Annotated in this window: 17 protein-coding genes; 9 read left to right on the plus strand and 8 right to left on the minus strand. The window is 38.5% G+C overall.

Annotated features, from left to right (window positions below; genetic code table 11):
- Positions 1–43 precede the first annotated feature (43 nt).
- On the plus strand, positions 44–1,201 hold the full coding sequence (locus G7Y45_RS08700) for a 6-bladed beta-propeller (protein WP_122329944.1): 1,158 nt from the start codon (positions 44–46) through the stop codon (positions 1,199–1,201).
- 244 nt (positions 1,202–1,445) lie between these two features.
- Here the strand turns inward: G7Y45_RS08700 and eno are convergent, their stop codons facing one another.
- The 3 genes from eno to crcB form a co-directional block, all read right to left on the minus strand.
- Positions 1,446–2,735 (minus strand): phosphopyruvate hydratase, encoded by a 1,290-nt coding sequence (gene eno, locus G7Y45_RS08705; protein ID WP_005775910.1) that lies wholly within the window; start codon positions 2,733–2,735, stop codon positions 1,446–1,448.
- Between the two features lie 147 nt (positions 2,736–2,882).
- Positions 2,883–3,548: a pentapeptide repeat-containing protein gene (locus tag G7Y45_RS08710; RefSeq protein WP_032540879.1), complete on the minus strand. Its 666-nt coding sequence runs from the start codon at positions 3,546–3,548 to the stop codon at positions 2,883–2,885.
- A gap of 8 nt (positions 3,549–3,556) precedes the next feature.
- Complete coding sequence (crcB, locus tag G7Y45_RS08715) at positions 3,557–3,943, minus strand: fluoride efflux transporter CrcB (RefSeq protein ID WP_005809844.1); 387 nt, start codon at positions 3,941–3,943, stop codon at positions 3,557–3,559.
- A 151-nt stretch (positions 3,944–4,094) separates the two neighbouring features.
- Between crcB and G7Y45_RS08720 the strand changes: the two genes are divergently transcribed.
- On the plus strand, positions 4,095–6,254 hold the full coding sequence (locus G7Y45_RS08720) for a glycoside hydrolase family 97 protein (RefSeq protein WP_165016008.1): 2,160 nt from the start codon (positions 4,095–4,097) through the stop codon (positions 6,252–6,254).
- 412 nt (positions 6,255–6,666) lie between these two features.
- On the opposite strand, the gene G7Y45_RS08725 is transcribed toward G7Y45_RS08720, so the two are convergent.
- Entirely contained in the window at positions 6,667–7,026 is a 360-nt protein-coding gene (locus tag G7Y45_RS08725; protein ID WP_165016011.1) for a helix-turn-helix domain-containing protein, read from the minus strand.
- Positions 7,027–7,253: 227 nt separating this feature from the next.
- Here G7Y45_RS08725 and G7Y45_RS08730 point away from each other — a divergent pair, with 227 nt between their 5' ends.
- Positions 7,254–8,753: a DUF4082 domain-containing protein gene (locus G7Y45_RS08730; RefSeq protein WP_165016014.1), complete on the plus strand. Its 1,500-nt coding sequence runs from the start codon at positions 7,254–7,256 to the stop codon at positions 8,751–8,753.
- Between the two features lie 47 nt (positions 8,754–8,800).
- On the plus strand, positions 8,801–9,580 hold the full coding sequence (locus tag G7Y45_RS08735; protein WP_165016017.1) for a BT1926 family outer membrane beta-barrel protein: 780 nt from the start codon (positions 8,801–8,803) through the stop codon (positions 9,578–9,580).
- Positions 9,581–9,685: 105 nt separating this feature from the next.
- Here the strand turns inward: G7Y45_RS08735 and G7Y45_RS08740 are convergent, their stop codons facing one another.
- The 4 genes from G7Y45_RS08740 to G7Y45_RS08755 all read right to left on the minus strand — a co-directional run bounded on the left by G7Y45_RS08740 (position 9,686) and on the right by G7Y45_RS08755 (position 11,926).
- Complete coding sequence (locus G7Y45_RS08740; RefSeq protein ID WP_005809834.1) at positions 9,686–10,111, minus strand: RNA-binding S4 domain-containing protein; 426 nt, start codon at positions 10,109–10,111, stop codon at positions 9,686–9,688.
- Positions 10,112–10,136: 25 nt separating this feature from the next.
- Complete coding sequence (pth, locus tag G7Y45_RS08745; protein ID WP_005809833.1) at positions 10,137–10,700, minus strand: aminoacyl-tRNA hydrolase; 564 nt, start codon at positions 10,698–10,700, stop codon at positions 10,137–10,139.
- A 104-nt stretch (positions 10,701–10,804) separates the two neighbouring features.
- Complete coding sequence (locus G7Y45_RS08750) at positions 10,805–11,395, minus strand: 50S ribosomal protein L25/general stress protein Ctc (RefSeq protein WP_032540876.1); 591 nt, start codon at positions 11,393–11,395, stop codon at positions 10,805–10,807.
- A 144-nt stretch (positions 11,396–11,539) separates the two neighbouring features.
- Entirely contained in the window at positions 11,540–11,926 is a 387-nt protein-coding gene (locus tag G7Y45_RS08755; protein WP_005809831.1) for a PUR family DNA/RNA-binding protein, read from the minus strand.
- Between the two features lie 168 nt (positions 11,927–12,094).
- Between G7Y45_RS08755 and nusB the strand changes: the two genes are divergently transcribed.
- From nusB to G7Y45_RS08780, 5 genes are read left to right on the plus strand one after another with little or no spacing between them, the layout of a single operon-like run.
- The gene (gene nusB, locus G7Y45_RS08760; protein WP_005775923.1) at positions 12,095–13,021 is read left to right on the plus strand and encodes a transcription antitermination factor NusB; all 927 of its coding nucleotides are present in this window, start codon (positions 12,095–12,097) and stop codon (positions 13,019–13,021) included.
- Between the two features lie 45 nt (positions 13,022–13,066).
- Entirely contained in the window at positions 13,067–13,393 is a 327-nt protein-coding gene (gene yajC / locus G7Y45_RS08765; RefSeq protein WP_005775925.1) for a preprotein translocase subunit YajC, read from the plus strand.
- Between the two features lie 23 nt (positions 13,394–13,416).
- Entirely contained in the window at positions 13,417–14,430 is a 1,014-nt protein-coding gene (locus G7Y45_RS08770; protein WP_005775926.1) for a CdaR family protein, read from the plus strand.
- Complete coding sequence (gene coaE, locus G7Y45_RS08775; protein ID WP_005775927.1) at positions 14,420–15,037, plus strand: dephospho-CoA kinase; 618 nt, start codon at positions 14,420–14,422, stop codon at positions 15,035–15,037. The genes G7Y45_RS08770 and coaE overlap by 11 nt, the downstream gene beginning before the upstream one ends.
- A gap of 17 nt (positions 15,038–15,054) precedes the next feature.
- Positions 15,055–15,471: a DUF5606 domain-containing protein gene (locus G7Y45_RS08780; protein WP_022011923.1), complete on the plus strand. Its 417-nt coding sequence runs from the start codon at positions 15,055–15,057 to the stop codon at positions 15,469–15,471.
- The last annotated feature ends 261 nt before the right edge of the window (positions 15,472–15,732 follow it).

The raw sequence follows: 15,732 nt of genomic DNA on the forward strand, positions 1-15,732 counted from the left end.
GTACTAATCTTTGTTACATAAAAAAACAAATAAAACAAATAAGATGAAACAAGTAAACACAGTTTTGACAGTCATTCTGTTGGTAGTATTGACAGGATGTGGAAGAAATAAACAATCAAACGATGATTTAATCATCGTGGACGTTTCGAAAAGCTATCCTAAAAAAGAATTGATTCTTCAGGATTTTATGAATGTGGAATATGTTGCGCTGGAAACTACAGATGAGTTTCTTACACAAGGCTTAGTACAAGATGTGGGAAAAGAATACTTATTGGTAACCAATAGGAATAATGATGGGGATATTTTTATTTTTGACAGGCAAACCGGTAAAGGATTAAAAAAGATAAATCGGCGAGGGCAAGGGGCAGAAGAATATGCAAGGATTAATGAGATTATTCTTGATGAAAGCAATGATGAAATATTCGTAAAGTCACCGGGAAATAAAATCTTAGTATACGATCTTAACGGAGAATTCAAACGGTGTTTGAATCTTGGTAGAGATGTTTCATCTATTTTTGATTATGACAAACATAATTTGATCTGTTATGATATGTCAGATTATCATAATAAAGGAAAGGATAGAAACAAATCGTACCATATTCTTATATCAAAACAGGATGGAAGTATCACCCGGGAAATTTTTATTCCTTTTAAAACGATTAACACACCGATTGTGACTGATGGAGATCGATTTATAGCAAATTATTCTTACCAAATACGCCTAAGCAACGGAAAATGGACACTTATAGATGCATCAGCCGATACATTGTATAACTATGCACCGGATGGTACATTAAGCCCCTTTATTGTAAGAACCCCCTCTGCAAATACTATGGAGCCTGAAATTTTTCTTTATATGGGTATTCATACCGACCGTTATTACTTTATGGAAACCGTTAAAAATGTATTTAACTTTGAAAAAGGTAACGGATTCTATACAGATGAGCTGGTGTACGACAAGAAGGAAAAAGCCATATTTCAAGTTGCCGTATATAATGATGACTATGCAGAAAAAAGAACTGTAGCTATGACGGCGAAATCAATTAATCGCGATATCGAAAATGTCACGAGTTTAAGTGCATCCCGACTTGTTGAGATTTATAAGAAAGAGCAACTGAAAGATGGCAAATTGAAAGAAATTGCTTCAAAGTTGAATGAAGAAGACAATCCTGTAATCATGTTGGTAAAGCAAAAAAAATAGTGGTTTAAAATGAAAAAGGCAACCAACTATTTTATCAAGAGCAGCGGATCATCCACCACCTGCTGAACACTCCTTTTATTCCATTCGCAGGATTGTTGACCGAATAGAGGGTGTTGCTCTTGTTCTTTACGTATACTATGAGGTTGTGTCAAAGCGTATTTGACACAACCTCCTTTTCACATTTACATTCAATCATTATAAAAATAACTAACCTTTCATCATGCTATGCTTATCATGATTTTATTTAGCCTTTTACGGTAATTCGTTTGTAACCATATACAGCACGGTCACCCAATTCTTCTTCTATACGGAGCAACTGATTGTACTTCGCCATGCGGTCCGAACGGCTTAACGAACCGGTTTTAATCTGTCCGCTGTTTGTTGCTACGGCAATATCTGCAATGGTTGCATCTTCTGTTTCGCCGGAACGGTGAGAGGTGACTGTCGTATATCCGTGGCGGTGTGCCATTTCAATAGCGTTTAATGTTTCTGTCAGCGAACCTATTTGGTTTACTTTAATCAGAATAGAATTGGCACAACCTTTTTCGATACCTTTTGCCAGGAAATCAACATTAGTAACGAAAAGGTCATCACCTACCAATTGGCAGCGGTCGCCGATACGTTGAGTTAATTTTTTCCAGCCTTCCCAGTCATTTTCACTCATACCGTCTTCGATAGAGTCAATCGGATATTCGTTGATAAGTTTCTCCAGATAATCAATCTGTTCCTCGGCTGTACGTTTTTTACCCTTTTCACCTTCAAACTTGGTGTAATCGTAGATACCGTCATGATAGAATTCGGAAGAAGCGCAGTCCATGCCGATCATTACATCCTTACCTGGTTCATATCCGGCAGCTTTAATAGCGGCAAGGATAGAGTTTAGTGCATCTTCTGTGCCTTCCAGATTCGGAGCGAAGCCTCCTTCATCACCTACAGCTGTACTCAAACCACGGTCTTTTAATACTTTTTTCAAGGCGTGGAATACTTCGGCACCCATGCGCAGTCCCTCTTTGAAAGAGTTTGCACCAACCGGGCGAATCATAAATTCTTGAAAGGCAATTGGGGCATCGCTATGTGATCCTCCATTAATGATATTCATCATTGGGACGGGCAAAACATAAGTATTTGTGCCGCCGATATATCTGTAAAGGGGAATATCAAGATAATTGGCAGCTGCTTTGGCTACGGCAAGTGAAACACCCAGGATAGCGTTTGCGCCCAGTTTGGCTTTTGTCTTTGTTCCGTCCAGTGCCAGCATAGCATGGTCAATGCCCATTTGGTCGAGGGCTGACATACCAATCAGATGTGGGGCAATGACTTTATTAACGTTCTCTACTGCTTTCTGTACACCCTTACCGCCGTAACGATGTTTATCACCGTCGCGGAGTTCAAGCGCTTCATGCTCACCGGTCGATGCGCCCGACGGAACGGATGCACGTCCCATGATGCCTGATTCCAATACTACGTCTACTTCTACTGTAGGGTTACCTCTTGAGTCGAGAATCTCTCGTCCTGTAATTTTTTCTATTTTCATTGTTTCTCTTGTTTTTTAGTCTCTGCAAATGTACTCACTTATGGGAAGCGGTAGAATAACTATTAATAGGTATTCCGTGCGGTCTCTTTCCCTATAAATCAGTATTATCGCTTTTATACTATAAAACAAAGAGAGGGGTGGAAAAGTTCAGTCGTCTTCAACCTTGACTCCTAACAGAGGCAGTAAGTCCATTGCCTGTAATGAACTGACTATAGCCCCTTTCAGGTCAGCTATGTTTAGTTGAATGCCTGTTATTCTTGAGCTCCTCAGGTCGATACCTTTTAAAGACGTATGCGAAAAATCTGCTTCAAGCAGTTCACAGTTGTCGAAAGCTGCCGGTATTAATTTACTGTCATTGAGGCTGGCGTTTCGAAAATCACAATGGCTGAAACGAACGGTCCGCATTTTCGTCATGGAAAGATTGATGTATTGTCCATAACAATGCTCCATCCGGACATGGTTTAGGGTGGCTTCCGGAAAACCTGTTCCTAAGAGCTTGCATGATATAAATTCTACCCGGTAGAAAGTAGTTCCGGCAAAGGACACGTTGGATAAGTCGCAATTTTCAAAACGTATGTCTGTTAATTGGGCTGATTTCAACTGGCATTCGTTGAATATTTGTTGTTTGAAAGTACAATTGTTAATACTTAGATAGGGCTTATTTACTTGTCGGACAACTCCTTTAGAGAAATATAAATCAGAAATTTTCTCTTCATCCACCAAAATATCGAGTGGAGTGATGCTTTCGGACTGCTCATTGATGAATGGGGCTATGACTTTAACAGGTTGGACTTTCTTAATTGCTGGTTTCATATATTAGTCTATTGTTTTAAATGTTCTCCGAGGTATCCTCCACCTAATACGGCTAAAAGCCCGAGTATCATACTGGCTAATGTGTAAAATGCGAATATGCCGTAGAAGCCTCCTTTCAGTAAACTCAGGCCATCATTAGCCAAAGTAGAAAATGTGGTAAAACCTCCACAGAAACCAACAGTCAGAAATAGCCTTAACTCGAAGGATAGATCAAGACGTTCCGAAAGTGAATAAAATAATCCTATTAACAAACTCCCAGCAATGTTCACGGCAAACGTTCCCCACGGAAAGGGGAAAAAAGTAGGGCTAAGTTTCTCGTTGACGGCTATTTGTGCCAGATAGCGGGATACACTGCCTATGCCTCCTCCGATAAATATATAAATAATCTCTTTCATCTTTTTTGTTTTGTTGGCAAAGTTACCACTGTCAACTGTTTATGCAAACGTTTTCTGATAAATCTTCTTTATTTCGGTTCCATTCGTCGAACCGGAATCTGCTTCTTGCTTATCTTTGTTGCATGATTACTAATTTATATTAAACCATATCATGAAGAACATGAATAAACTGACTTTTAAGTTGGCTTGCTTTTTTCTTTCTCTTTTAGTGAGTAGTGTGGCAATGGCCGAAAGCATTACTTCTCCAAATGGACTCTTGAAACTGAACTTTTCGGTGAATGGAAAAGGCGAGCCTGTGTATGAACTTTCTTATAAGGGTAAAGAAGTGATTAAACCTTCTAAACTGGGCCTTGAACTGAAAGATGATCCCGGTCTGATGGATGGTTTTACATTGATTGATGCCAAGACTTCTTCTTTTGACGAAACCTGGGAACCTGTTTGGGGAGAAGTAAAGCAAATCCGTAACAATTATAATGAGCTTGCGGTAACTTTAGACCAAAAAGCTCAGGATCGTAAGATGTTGATTCGTTTTCGTTTGTACGATGACGGACTCGGTTTTCGCTATGAATTTCCGCAGCAAAAGAATCTGAATTATTTTGTGATAAAAGAGGAGCATTCTCAATTTGCTATGACAGGCGATCATACTGCTTTCTGGATACCGGGCGATTATGATACACAAGAATATGATTATACTCGATCGAAGCTTTCGGAAATACGTGGCCTGATGAAAACAGCTGTGACTCCCAATGCTTCCCAGACTCCTTTTTCTCCTACCGGGGTTCAGACTGCTTTACAAATGAAGACCGATGATGGATTGTATATCAACCTTCATGAAGCTGCCTTGGTGGATTACTCTTGTATGCATCTTAATTTAGATGATAAAAACTTTGTTTTTGAATCATGGCTGACTCCTGATGCACAGGGAGATAAAGGATATATGCAGACTCCTTGTCAGTCTCCATGGCGTACAATCATGGTCAGTGATGATGCACGTGACATTCTTACTTCCAAATTAACATTAAACCTGAACGAGCCATGTAAATTGGAGGATACTTCCTGGATTAAGCCTGTCAAATATGTAGGTGTATGGTGGGAGATGATTACGGGTAAAAGTACATGGGCTTATACTGACGACGTTTATTCAGTGAAGTTGGGTGAGACCGATTATGCTAAGACCAAGCCCAATGGACGTCATGGTGCCAATAATGAGAATGTGAAACGTTATATCGATTTTGCCGCTGAACACGGTTTTGACCAGGTATTGGTTGAGGGCTGGAATGAAGGATGGGAGGACTGGTTTGGCAAGTCAAAAGATTATGTGTTTGATTTCGTCACTCCATATCCCGACTTTGATGTGAAAATGTTGAATGAATATGCCAAGAATAAAGGGGTAAAGTTGATGATGCACCATGAAACCTCTGCATCTGTCCGTAACTATGAACGCCACATGGACAAAGCTTACCAATTTATGGAAGATAACGGCTACAACGCTGTGAAGAGCGGATATGTAGGCAATATAATCCCACGCGGTGAGCATCATTACGGGCAATGGCTGAATAATCATTATCTCTATGCAGTGAAGAAAGCAGCCGATCATAAAATCATGGTAAATGCTCACGAAGCCGTTCGTCCAACCGGATTGTGTCGTACGTATCCAAACCTGATCGGTAACGAGTCTGCCCGTGGAACAGAATATGAAGCTTTTGGTGGGAATAAACCATTCCACACTACATTGCTTCCTTTTACACGCTTGATTGGTGGTCCAATGGATTATACTCCAGGTATTTTTGACACTCAATTGTCTTTCTTGAGTGGTGAACATAGTTTTGTGCATACCACTTTGGCAAAACAATTGGCCCTTTATGTTACACTTTATAGTCCGCTGCAAATGGCTGCCGACCTTCCGGAGAGTTATGAGCGCCACATGGACGCATTTCAGTTTATTAAAGATGTGGCAGTAGACTGGGATGACAGTAAATATATTGAAGCAGAACCGGGAGAATATATCACGGTGGCTCGAAAGGCCAAAGGAACCGATAATTGGTTTGTTGGAGGTATTACAGGTGAAAATCCCCGTACTTCTACATTCATTCTTGATTTCCTGGATCCGGGGAAACAGTATGTAGCCACTTTATATGCTGATGGGAAAGATGCGGATTATGAGAAGAATCCGACCTCTTATGAGATTAAAAAAGGTATAGTGACTAATAAAACCAAGATCTCTACTAAATTGGCTCGTAGTGGAGGTTTCGCTCTCAGTCTGATAGAAGCTACTCCGGCCGACCGAAAAGAACTTAAAAAGTGGAAATAAAGGTGGGGTAGTGGTAAAAAGGTTAGTTTGGTTATTTTTTTGAAATGAAAGAGTCCGGATACACAATATGTATGTCCGGACTCCTTTTGTTGATAGTTACTATATTATCAATTAAGTGAGTCATCTCTTGACTTTCTATTTTTATCTGCTGTTTTATCTTTATTGATTATATCGTTTTTAATCAAGTGATTAATAGTCTAATGTTGAATGTTTATAAAGCTAACTTTAACATAGAGTTAAAGCTTGTTTTTTGAATGCAAAGAACAAGTTGTTTGCATTTAAAAGATTTGTTCTTTGTACAGAGGGAATAACGATCTTTGTTTTCTCCTTAACATTGTTAAATTATTCTGTTGTGATTATATCTTTGCTTTGATAGCTTTTGTTCCCTATATATAATAAGGTGTAAACAACTCTACTTATTAGCTCCTCCATCCAGTAACTCGGCTATTTTCTTTTTCAGGTTTAGCTTGATAATTTCATCTTGCTGCAGTTCTATTTCTACTGTAATTTTGGCATTTCCCAATTTATATCTGATAGCTTCGTTATCACAATTTATCTGTTCTTGTTTGATGCTATATAAAAGGGCAAAATCATAATCTAACGCCAGTGAAATATTATATAATGTATCCGTATCAATGCTTTTCCTTGTCAGTAGATAATCTACACTTTGAGGCTTAACGTCCAATCTTCTTGCGAGTTCAGCTTTAGTGACCTGCCTCTCGGACATTATATTCTTGATAATTTCACCTATATAAATATTGCTTTTTTTCATTTGCATGAAAGTACAACATAATCCGAAGAGTTAGGTTTATCGATATAAAAGAATCTCTGTTTATTTTTGTATTTTGTTCATAATTTATTTGTTTTATCAGATAAATTGGGATATATTTGCTGCGGATAACAGAGAGGGGTGCACTAACACCCTTCTGGTAACAGAAGAAAAGGCAGAGTAAAACATAACATTTATATTATTATTATTAACACTAAAATTTTGAGATTATGAAAAAGAAACTCATGATGGTTGCAGTGCTCCTGGGTGCTTTGTCACTGGGAGCTTGCGTAGACAACGACGAATCGGCATCGGTAACAGCGGTGCGTAACGCAAAAGCTGAACAGCTGAAAGGTCTTGCTGCATTGGCTAATGCACAGGCTGAGGCTACAAAAATTACAGCTGAAGCAGAGGCGGCATTGAAAAATGCACAAGCTGAATATCAGAAAGAAATGACTGAAGAGGCTAAACAAAAGTTTGCGGTGATGATTGAACAAATCAAGGCTAAAGCAGAGGAGGAGATCGCTAAATCAAAATTGAATGCTGCTCAAGATCAGCAGTCATTGTTGGATCTCGCTGATAAACGATTGAGAGAACTATATGTAAGTTATAAGTTTGCTTTGGGAGATCTTGTAGAGTTGAATAATGATAAAATTGAGTTAGTAGCTGATATTGCGAGTGCGGAAGAGTCGCTTATTCCATTTACAACTCAAAAACAAATTGCAATAGATCGTTTACAACGAAAAATTGAGAACGAAAAATTTAAGATTGAAACTTATGCTAAATATGAAGGCGTAAATAAGACTGAATTGGAGCAAAAAGCAACCGTCTTATATAAGGATTATCAGAAGGCTGGCGATGTCGTATCTCAGAAAAATGCTGCACAACAAGAAGCGCAGGCTGCATACGCCCCAAATCCTTTTTACTACCGTTATGGCGATAAGGTTACTTTGAAGACGGTAAAAGCCGCAGGCGAATTACGTAATAATTATTATTATGCCTATGATCCGATTACTGAAACAAAGACTCTATTAGCAGGTGACTATTCTATTGATTACTATACATTAAATGCTAAAGGAGTTGAGTCTACTAAACAAGCTCTTAATGATAATGTTAAGTATTATGAGAATCTAATTGGTACAGATAAAGATAAGGCTGATCAAAATGGATCTTATTATGCAAAGATTGCTTATTATACCGCACAAAAGGCTGAAATATTAAAAGCGGATCCTGATGCTGATGTTTCATGGTGTGATAACCAGATTTCGCAAATGAATGCTAATATAACGTCTGATAAGATTGAACTGAAAAAAGCTCAGGACAGAGTAACTGAATTTAATGCTTTGGTAGCAGCATTTTCCGGTGATGATTTGAAAGCTTATGATGCCGCTGTTGCTGAATTGAAAACATTGGCAGTGGCTTTGGATAAGGCTGATAAAGAATTGCAAGATGCTCGGGATGCACAGAGTAAAGCACTTAGTGAATGGCGGATTGCTTCCACTTTAGCCGGGCAGAATAATGTCGATGAATTGGTTGAAACATGCAAAGATAATATTGCGGGTTGGGAATCAGAGATATATGGCTATGAGAAAGAGGTTACAGATCAGGAAACTCTTATTCAGCAACAGAAAGCTGAACTTGAAACGCTCAACACTCAGATTGAAGCTCAGACTGCAATCGTAAATAACTGGAAGGCTCAGATTGAAGCTGCTATCGAAGCACAGAAATAATCGCCAATAGTAACGGCAAATAAACAACAAATCAAAAAAAGTATCGTATGAAAATAAAAAGACTTTTAGTGTTGGCCGTTCTACCCATGATGTGTCTTGCAGTGAATGCGCAGAACTGTAGTAAAGACAATACTCCTAAGAAGGGTGACTTTACGGTAGCAGCTACTGTTGGATACAATAGTTACACAAACGTCACAGCCCCTTCGGGGCTGCTGACTGACTATGAAGTCAGAGCACTCTCAACCAACTGGGCAGACAAAAAGCTGATGGTTGGTTTCGAAGGGGGCTGGTTCTTCAAAGATCAGTGGAAACTAAATTTGGGTGGCGGTGTCAGCTTCACGAATAACCCCGGTTATCCGGCTGTTCCCGGCACGATAGATGGTTCAGAATCGAATGGAAGTGGATCGGCAGACGATTTGATGGGAGAAATCCCTAACTACCGTGCCGTAGCCAGTGCCCAGTCGTTCGCCTATAATGTGTCGGCAGGTGTTGATCGTTATTTCAACATCAAGCGTGTTCCTAACCTGATGTGGTATACAGGCGTTCGCGTAGGTTTTGCTTACGGCGAAAATGAAATGAAGTATGATGAAGAGACCTCTATGGGCAAATCGGTTGCCGAGAGCTGGAATCTTCGTGGCGCCTTGACTATCGGTGTCGATTACTATGTTCTTCCTGCCCTCTACGTCGGTGCGCAAATCGATCCGTTTGCTTATACGTACAACAAGACCACGTATAATCCGCAAGCCGGTCTTGGCGATCTGTCGGCAGACAGCCATGACTACAGTGTTTTGGCAGCTCCGACATTGAAGATCGGATTTAAGTTTTGACCTCTATCTCCATCCGGCCGATAGGTTATCGGTCGGGTGGGTGATTTTATAAATAAGTCCATTTATTTATACCTCCCCGATGTCCGTGACGGCTGTCGGGGATTTTTATTTATTGTCTTCTTCAAAATCAAAGTCAAAATCAAAGTCATCCATAAATTCCGGAGTAGTGAATTCTTCAATGCTTCGACGGTCTTTTTTAGTCGGGCGTCCGGTGCCTCTTGCGCGATCAATGAAACCACTGATTTTGCTCATTTCCAAAAGTTCGTATTGATCGGGTGTCGTTACGTTTTCCATCATCTCGGATACAAGTTTTGCTCCGATTCGTTTCTCGATAGCTTGTAATACTTTGAAAGAGTATGTAATGGGGGGCTTTTTTACTTGAATTACGTCTCCTGGCTTTATCATACGAGATGCTTTCACAAACGATCCGTTGATGCTGATTCGTCCTTTTTTGCAGGCCTCAGCGGCGATGGTGCGGGTTTTGAAGATGCGGACTGCCCACATCCATTTATCTATTCTTGCTTCAGGCATTGGGTTATAAATTGAAAATGAATTATTATTTTTTGTTGAATTGATTCATCGTTATGTCGATTCCTGCCAAACAAAAGCTTTTGGCAATCTCTCCGGCTGTCTCCAGGCGCTCGTTCATTGTTGTCCAGTCTTCTTCCGTAAAATGTCCTAATACGAAATCAACTTGTCCGCCCTTTGGGAAGTCATTGCCAATGCCAAATCTCAACCGTGCATAATTCTGAGTTCCCAAGATAGCTGCGATATGTTTTAATCCGTTATGACCTGCATCGCTACCTTTGCTTTTCAGACGTAATGTTCCAAAAGGAAGAGCCAGGTCATCAACGATGATTAGCATATTCTCCAATGGAATATTTTCCTTTTGCATCCAATAACGCACGGCATTGCCACTTAGATTCATAAATGTCGAAGGCTTTAACAGAATCATTTGTCTTCCTTTTACAGATAGGGTAGCTGTAAAGCCATAACGACCGTCCTTGAATGATAGGTTGTTTGCTTTGGCCAAAGCATCCAACACCATAAAGCCTATATTATGTCGCGTTTCATGGTATTCAGGACCAATGTTTCCTAATCCGACAATTAAGTATTTCATATCTTTCAGTTTATTTGTTTTAAATAAAAAACGCAGATTAACACAGATGTGAAATCTGCATTAATCTGCGTTTGAATGATATCTCTAATAAAGGGATAGCAATATTATTTTCCTGCTGCAGCAGCTGCACCTCTTGCCGCACGAGTCAACTTAACGGCACATACGACAGCGTCTTTTGCGTTCAGAAGTTCCAGTCCTTCATAGCTCAATTCGCCTACTTTAACTGTTTTGCCAAGACCCAAGTGAGCTACATTGACAGTCAGTTTCTCAGGAATAACGTTGTACAAAGCTTTAACTTTCAGTTTACGCATCTGCAATGCTAATTTACCACCGGCTTTCACACCTTCAGCAAGGCCTTCAAGTTGTACCGGTACTTCCATTACGATAGGTTTAGCTTCGTCAATCTGATAGAAGTCTACGTGCAGGATAGTATCTTTTACAGGGTGAAATTGAATGTCTTTCAAAATCGCATTCACTTTTTTGCCATCGATAATCAGGTCTACTACGTGGATGTGCGGAGTATAAACCAGATTGCGAAGTCCTTCGTTAGTCACTGTGAAGTGAACAACTTCTCCACCACCGTAAAGTACACAAGGTACACCACCGTTGTTACGAATTTCTTTCAAAGCTCTTGCCTGTTCAGAAGAGCGTTCTGCAATTGTTCTTGCAGTTCCTTTAACTTCAATTGATCTCATTTCTTGAAATTTTTTGTGTTACTCTAAATTAAGTTATTTTGCTTGCTTAATTCACCATCACACGATGTGATTATCACACGATGTGCAAAAAGCGGTGCAAAAGTACACTTTCTTTCTGAAATATCAAAGAATTGATGTTTTTAATTATTCAAAATCAATATCTATTTTAATTTCACTATCTAAAACTGCAGTTTCAGTTTCGCTTTCAGATTCGATTTTTTTTTCGGATTCTAAATCTTCGGTATATTCTTGATTCTGATTGATATAACTGATCGCTTGTTCAAGACCGGACATGAATTTACCAAAATCTTCTTTATACAAAAAGATTTTATGCTTTTCAAAACTTACCTGGGAATCGTCTCCTTCTCCCATTACGACTTTTTTGCTTTCAGTGATAGCAAGAAACATTTCATCTTTACGGTTCTTTTTAACGTCCAGATAATATATACGTTTACCAGCTTTAATCGATTTGGAGAATACAATCTCTTTATCATTCATGTCTGTTCCTATTTTCTTTTTAAAATCTTCCATATTGTTAGGTCTGTTTATAATTGGCTTCAAAATTGGATATTTTTTTTAAACCGTCAAAAGAAAAAGGAAAGAGAATGAAATACTGCATTAAAAAATGTGATTTATTTGCGTAAACTCATTAAAAATGTCTACTTTTGCAATTCGTTAATAACAGTATTAATTAAGATTATGATTAACAGAGTTCTTATTCGTCTAAAGATCATACAGATAGTGTATGCTTACTATCAAAACGGCAGCAAAAATTTAGACTCAGCGGAGAAAGAGTTGTTCTTTAGCCTCTCTAAGGCTTACGACTTATACAACTATTTGCTGATGCTTATGATTGCTTTGACGGAATATGCACAAAAACGCATTGACACAGCGAAAGCTAAATTGGCGCCGACAAAAGAAGAGTTGTATCCTAACATGAAGTTTGTGGAAAATAAGTTTATCGCACAACTTGAAGTAAATAAACAATTGAGCGAGTTTATAGCTAACCAGAAAAGAACCTGGGCAAACGATCAGGACTTTATCAAAGAATTGTACGAGAAGATTATTGCATCCGATATATATAAAGAATATATGGCTTCTTCCGATAAATCTTACGAAATGGATCGTGAGTTGTGGAGAAAACTATATAAAACGTTTGTTTTCAATAATGATTCGCTGGATCAAGTGTTGGAAGATCAGAGTTTATATTGGAATGATGATAAAGAGATTGTTGATACATTTGTATTGAAAACTATCAAGCGTTTTGAAGAAAAACAAGGGGCTAACCAGCCGTTATTGCCTGAGTTTAAAGATGATGAAGATCAGGAATTTGCACGGCGCTTGTTCCGTCGGGCCATTCTGAATGCCGATTATTATCGGCATCTGATCAGTGAAAACACAAAGAACTGGGATTTGGATCGTGTAGCTTTCATGGATGTGATTATTATGCAGTGTGCGTTGGCAGAAATTCTTAGTTTTCCGAACATTCCGGTCAGTGTTTCGTTAAATGAGTATGTAGAGATTGCCAAACTCTATAGTACAGTGAAGAGCGGTAGCTTTATCAATGGTACATTGGACGGAATAGTTAATCAATTAAAAAAAGAAGGTAAGTTGACAAAAAACTAATACCTTTGTCCAAATAGATTAAAAAACTAAAAAACTGATTATTTTATGAACCTATTAACTGTATTTTTTCAAGCTCCTGCTGCTGGCCCTGATGGTAGTTTGATGTGGATTATGCTGATAGCAATGTTTGTTATCATGTACTTCTTCATGATTCGTCCGCAGAATAAGAAACAGAAAGAGATCGCTAATTTCCGTAAGTCTCTCCAGGTGAATCAGAATGTAATTACTGCTGGTGGTATTCATGGTGTGATTAAGGAAATCAATGATGATTATATTGTTCTTGAAATCGCTTCTAATGTAAAAATTAAGATAGATAAGAACTCTATTTTTGCAGATGCTTCAGCTGCCAATAGCCAGTCTGCTACGAAATAAGGAACTAAAAATAAATAAAGCCTATGTTCGAACGTAGGAACATAAAGTATATTTATTTAAAATTATCAAGAAGGATTAAGGACTTTCTGCTTAGTGATAAGAGCAGAGAGTTCTTAATTTTTTTATTTTTCTTTTTTATTGCAGGTGGATTTTGGCTGCTTCAAACATTAAATAATGATTATGAAGCAGAATTTTCAATTCCTGTTCGTTTGAAAGGAGTACCCAATCATGTAGTTTTAACTTCTGAACCTCCTTCTGAATTGCGTATCAAAGTAAAAGATAAGGGTACGGTATTGCTGAACTATATGTTGGGCAAAAGTTTCTTTCCGGTAAATATTGATTTTTCTGAGTCAAAGGCCCCTGATAATCATGTGAAGATTTATACTTCAGAACTTGAGAAAAAGATTCTGGGACAGCTCAATGTGTCCACTCGTCTGCTTTCTGTCAAACCAGATACCTTGGAGTATATTTATTCTACCGGAAAGTCGAAATTGGTGCCTGTTAAATTAGAGGGTAAAGTTACTGCAGGGCGTCAATACTATATTTCCGATACCATTTATTCTCCGGATTCTGTTTTAGTATATGCTCCTGTAGCTATATTGGATACAATTACAACTGCCTATACACAAAAAGTGAACTTTGAGAATGTAGCGGATACATTGAGGCAACGAATTGCACTTGCCGGAGTGAAAGGAGCTAAGTTTGTTCCTGGAGCGATTGATTTAACTTTGCCTGTGGATATATATACGGAAAAGACTGTTGAAGTACCATTGCGTGGTATTAATTTTCCGGCAGATAAGGTGTTGAGAGCTTTTCCGTCTAAAGTCCAGATTACATTTCAGGTTGGACTAAGCCGTTTTCGCAAAATTAAGGCAAGTGATTTTGTTGTAAATGTCTCTTATGAAGAACTTTTAAAGTTGGGCACTGATAAATATACTGTCAAATTGAAGTCAGTTCCACGTGGAGTGAGTCATATACGCATTCATCCGGAGCAGGTTGATTTTCTTATAGAACAAGTTTCTTCTTATGGCAATTAAAATTGGTATAACCGGTGGGATAGGCAGTGGCAAAAGTATTGTTTCACGGCTACTTGAAGTAATGGGGATTCCTGTCTATATTTCAGATGAGGAGTCCAAGAGAATTGTAGCGACCGATCTTGTTATACGTAAGGAACTGTGCGACTTGGTAGGAGAGGAGGTTTTCTTAAACGGTAAATTAAATAAGGTCTTATTGGCTTCATACCTTTTTGCTTCCTCCATACATGCTTCTCAAGTTAATAGAATCATACATCCGAGAGTTAAAGAGCATTTCAGGCAATGGGCTTCACACAAGGGTTGTATGGATATTATAGGTATGGAATCAGCAATCCTTATAGAGTCGGGGTTTGCTGATGAGGTTGATTATATTGTGATGGTTTATGCCCCTTTAGAAATAAGGGTGGATCGTGCAGTTCGGCGTGACAATGCTTCGTGTGAACAGATAATGCAACGTATTCGGAGCCAAATGAGTGATGAAGAAAAGTGTGAACAGGCTTCTTTCGTTATAATAAATGATGATGAGAAACCGTTGATACCACAGATTTTAGAGTTAATTGCTTTCCTATATCAAAAGATTCATTACCTTTGCTCCGCAAAAAATAACTAATATAAAAGTAATATACTATGTTAAAGACTATTTTGTCTATCTCCGGTAAACCGGGATTGTATAAGCTTATTTCGCAGGGGAAAAATATGTTAATTGTAGAAACAATTGATGCGACTAAGAAACGTTTTCCTGCTTATGGTAATGAAAAGATTATCTCTTTGGCAGATATAGCAATGTACACAAACGACTCGGAAGTACCTTTACGTGACGTATTGCGTTCAATAAAAGAAAAGGAAAATGCAGCTATGGCCTCTATAGATGTGAAGAAGGCTACCCCCGAGCAACTACGCCAATATTTAGCTGAGGTTTTGCCTGATTTTGATCGTGACAGAGTGTATGTGAATGATATCAAGAAATTGATCTTATGGTACAATATTCTTGTTTCTAACGGAATTACAGAATTTGGTGAAGAAGCTGCTGCTGAGGCGGAATAAAAATTAATTCTGTTTCTTTTAGTTAAAAGCGCAATATCCCTTACTGAAAGGGGAATATTGCGCTTTTATTTTTTATCATGCCCCAATAAACAAAAGGCTCCTTAAGCTGTTCTTGCATAACTATATAAAATTTGCATAGAATATTTTAGAGAACTTATTTGTCGTATTCAGGGCTTTTTAATTATCTTTGTTGCAATCCGTCGATACCTGAAGAGTCAGTGTTGCGAGGAATATTACACAAAAAGAACAAAAGCGTTTTTA

This window comes from Bacteroides sp. ZJ-18 (assembly GCF_011038705.2).
GTDB lineage: Bacteria > Bacteroidota > Bacteroidia > Bacteroidales > Bacteroidaceae > Bacteroides > Bacteroides hominis.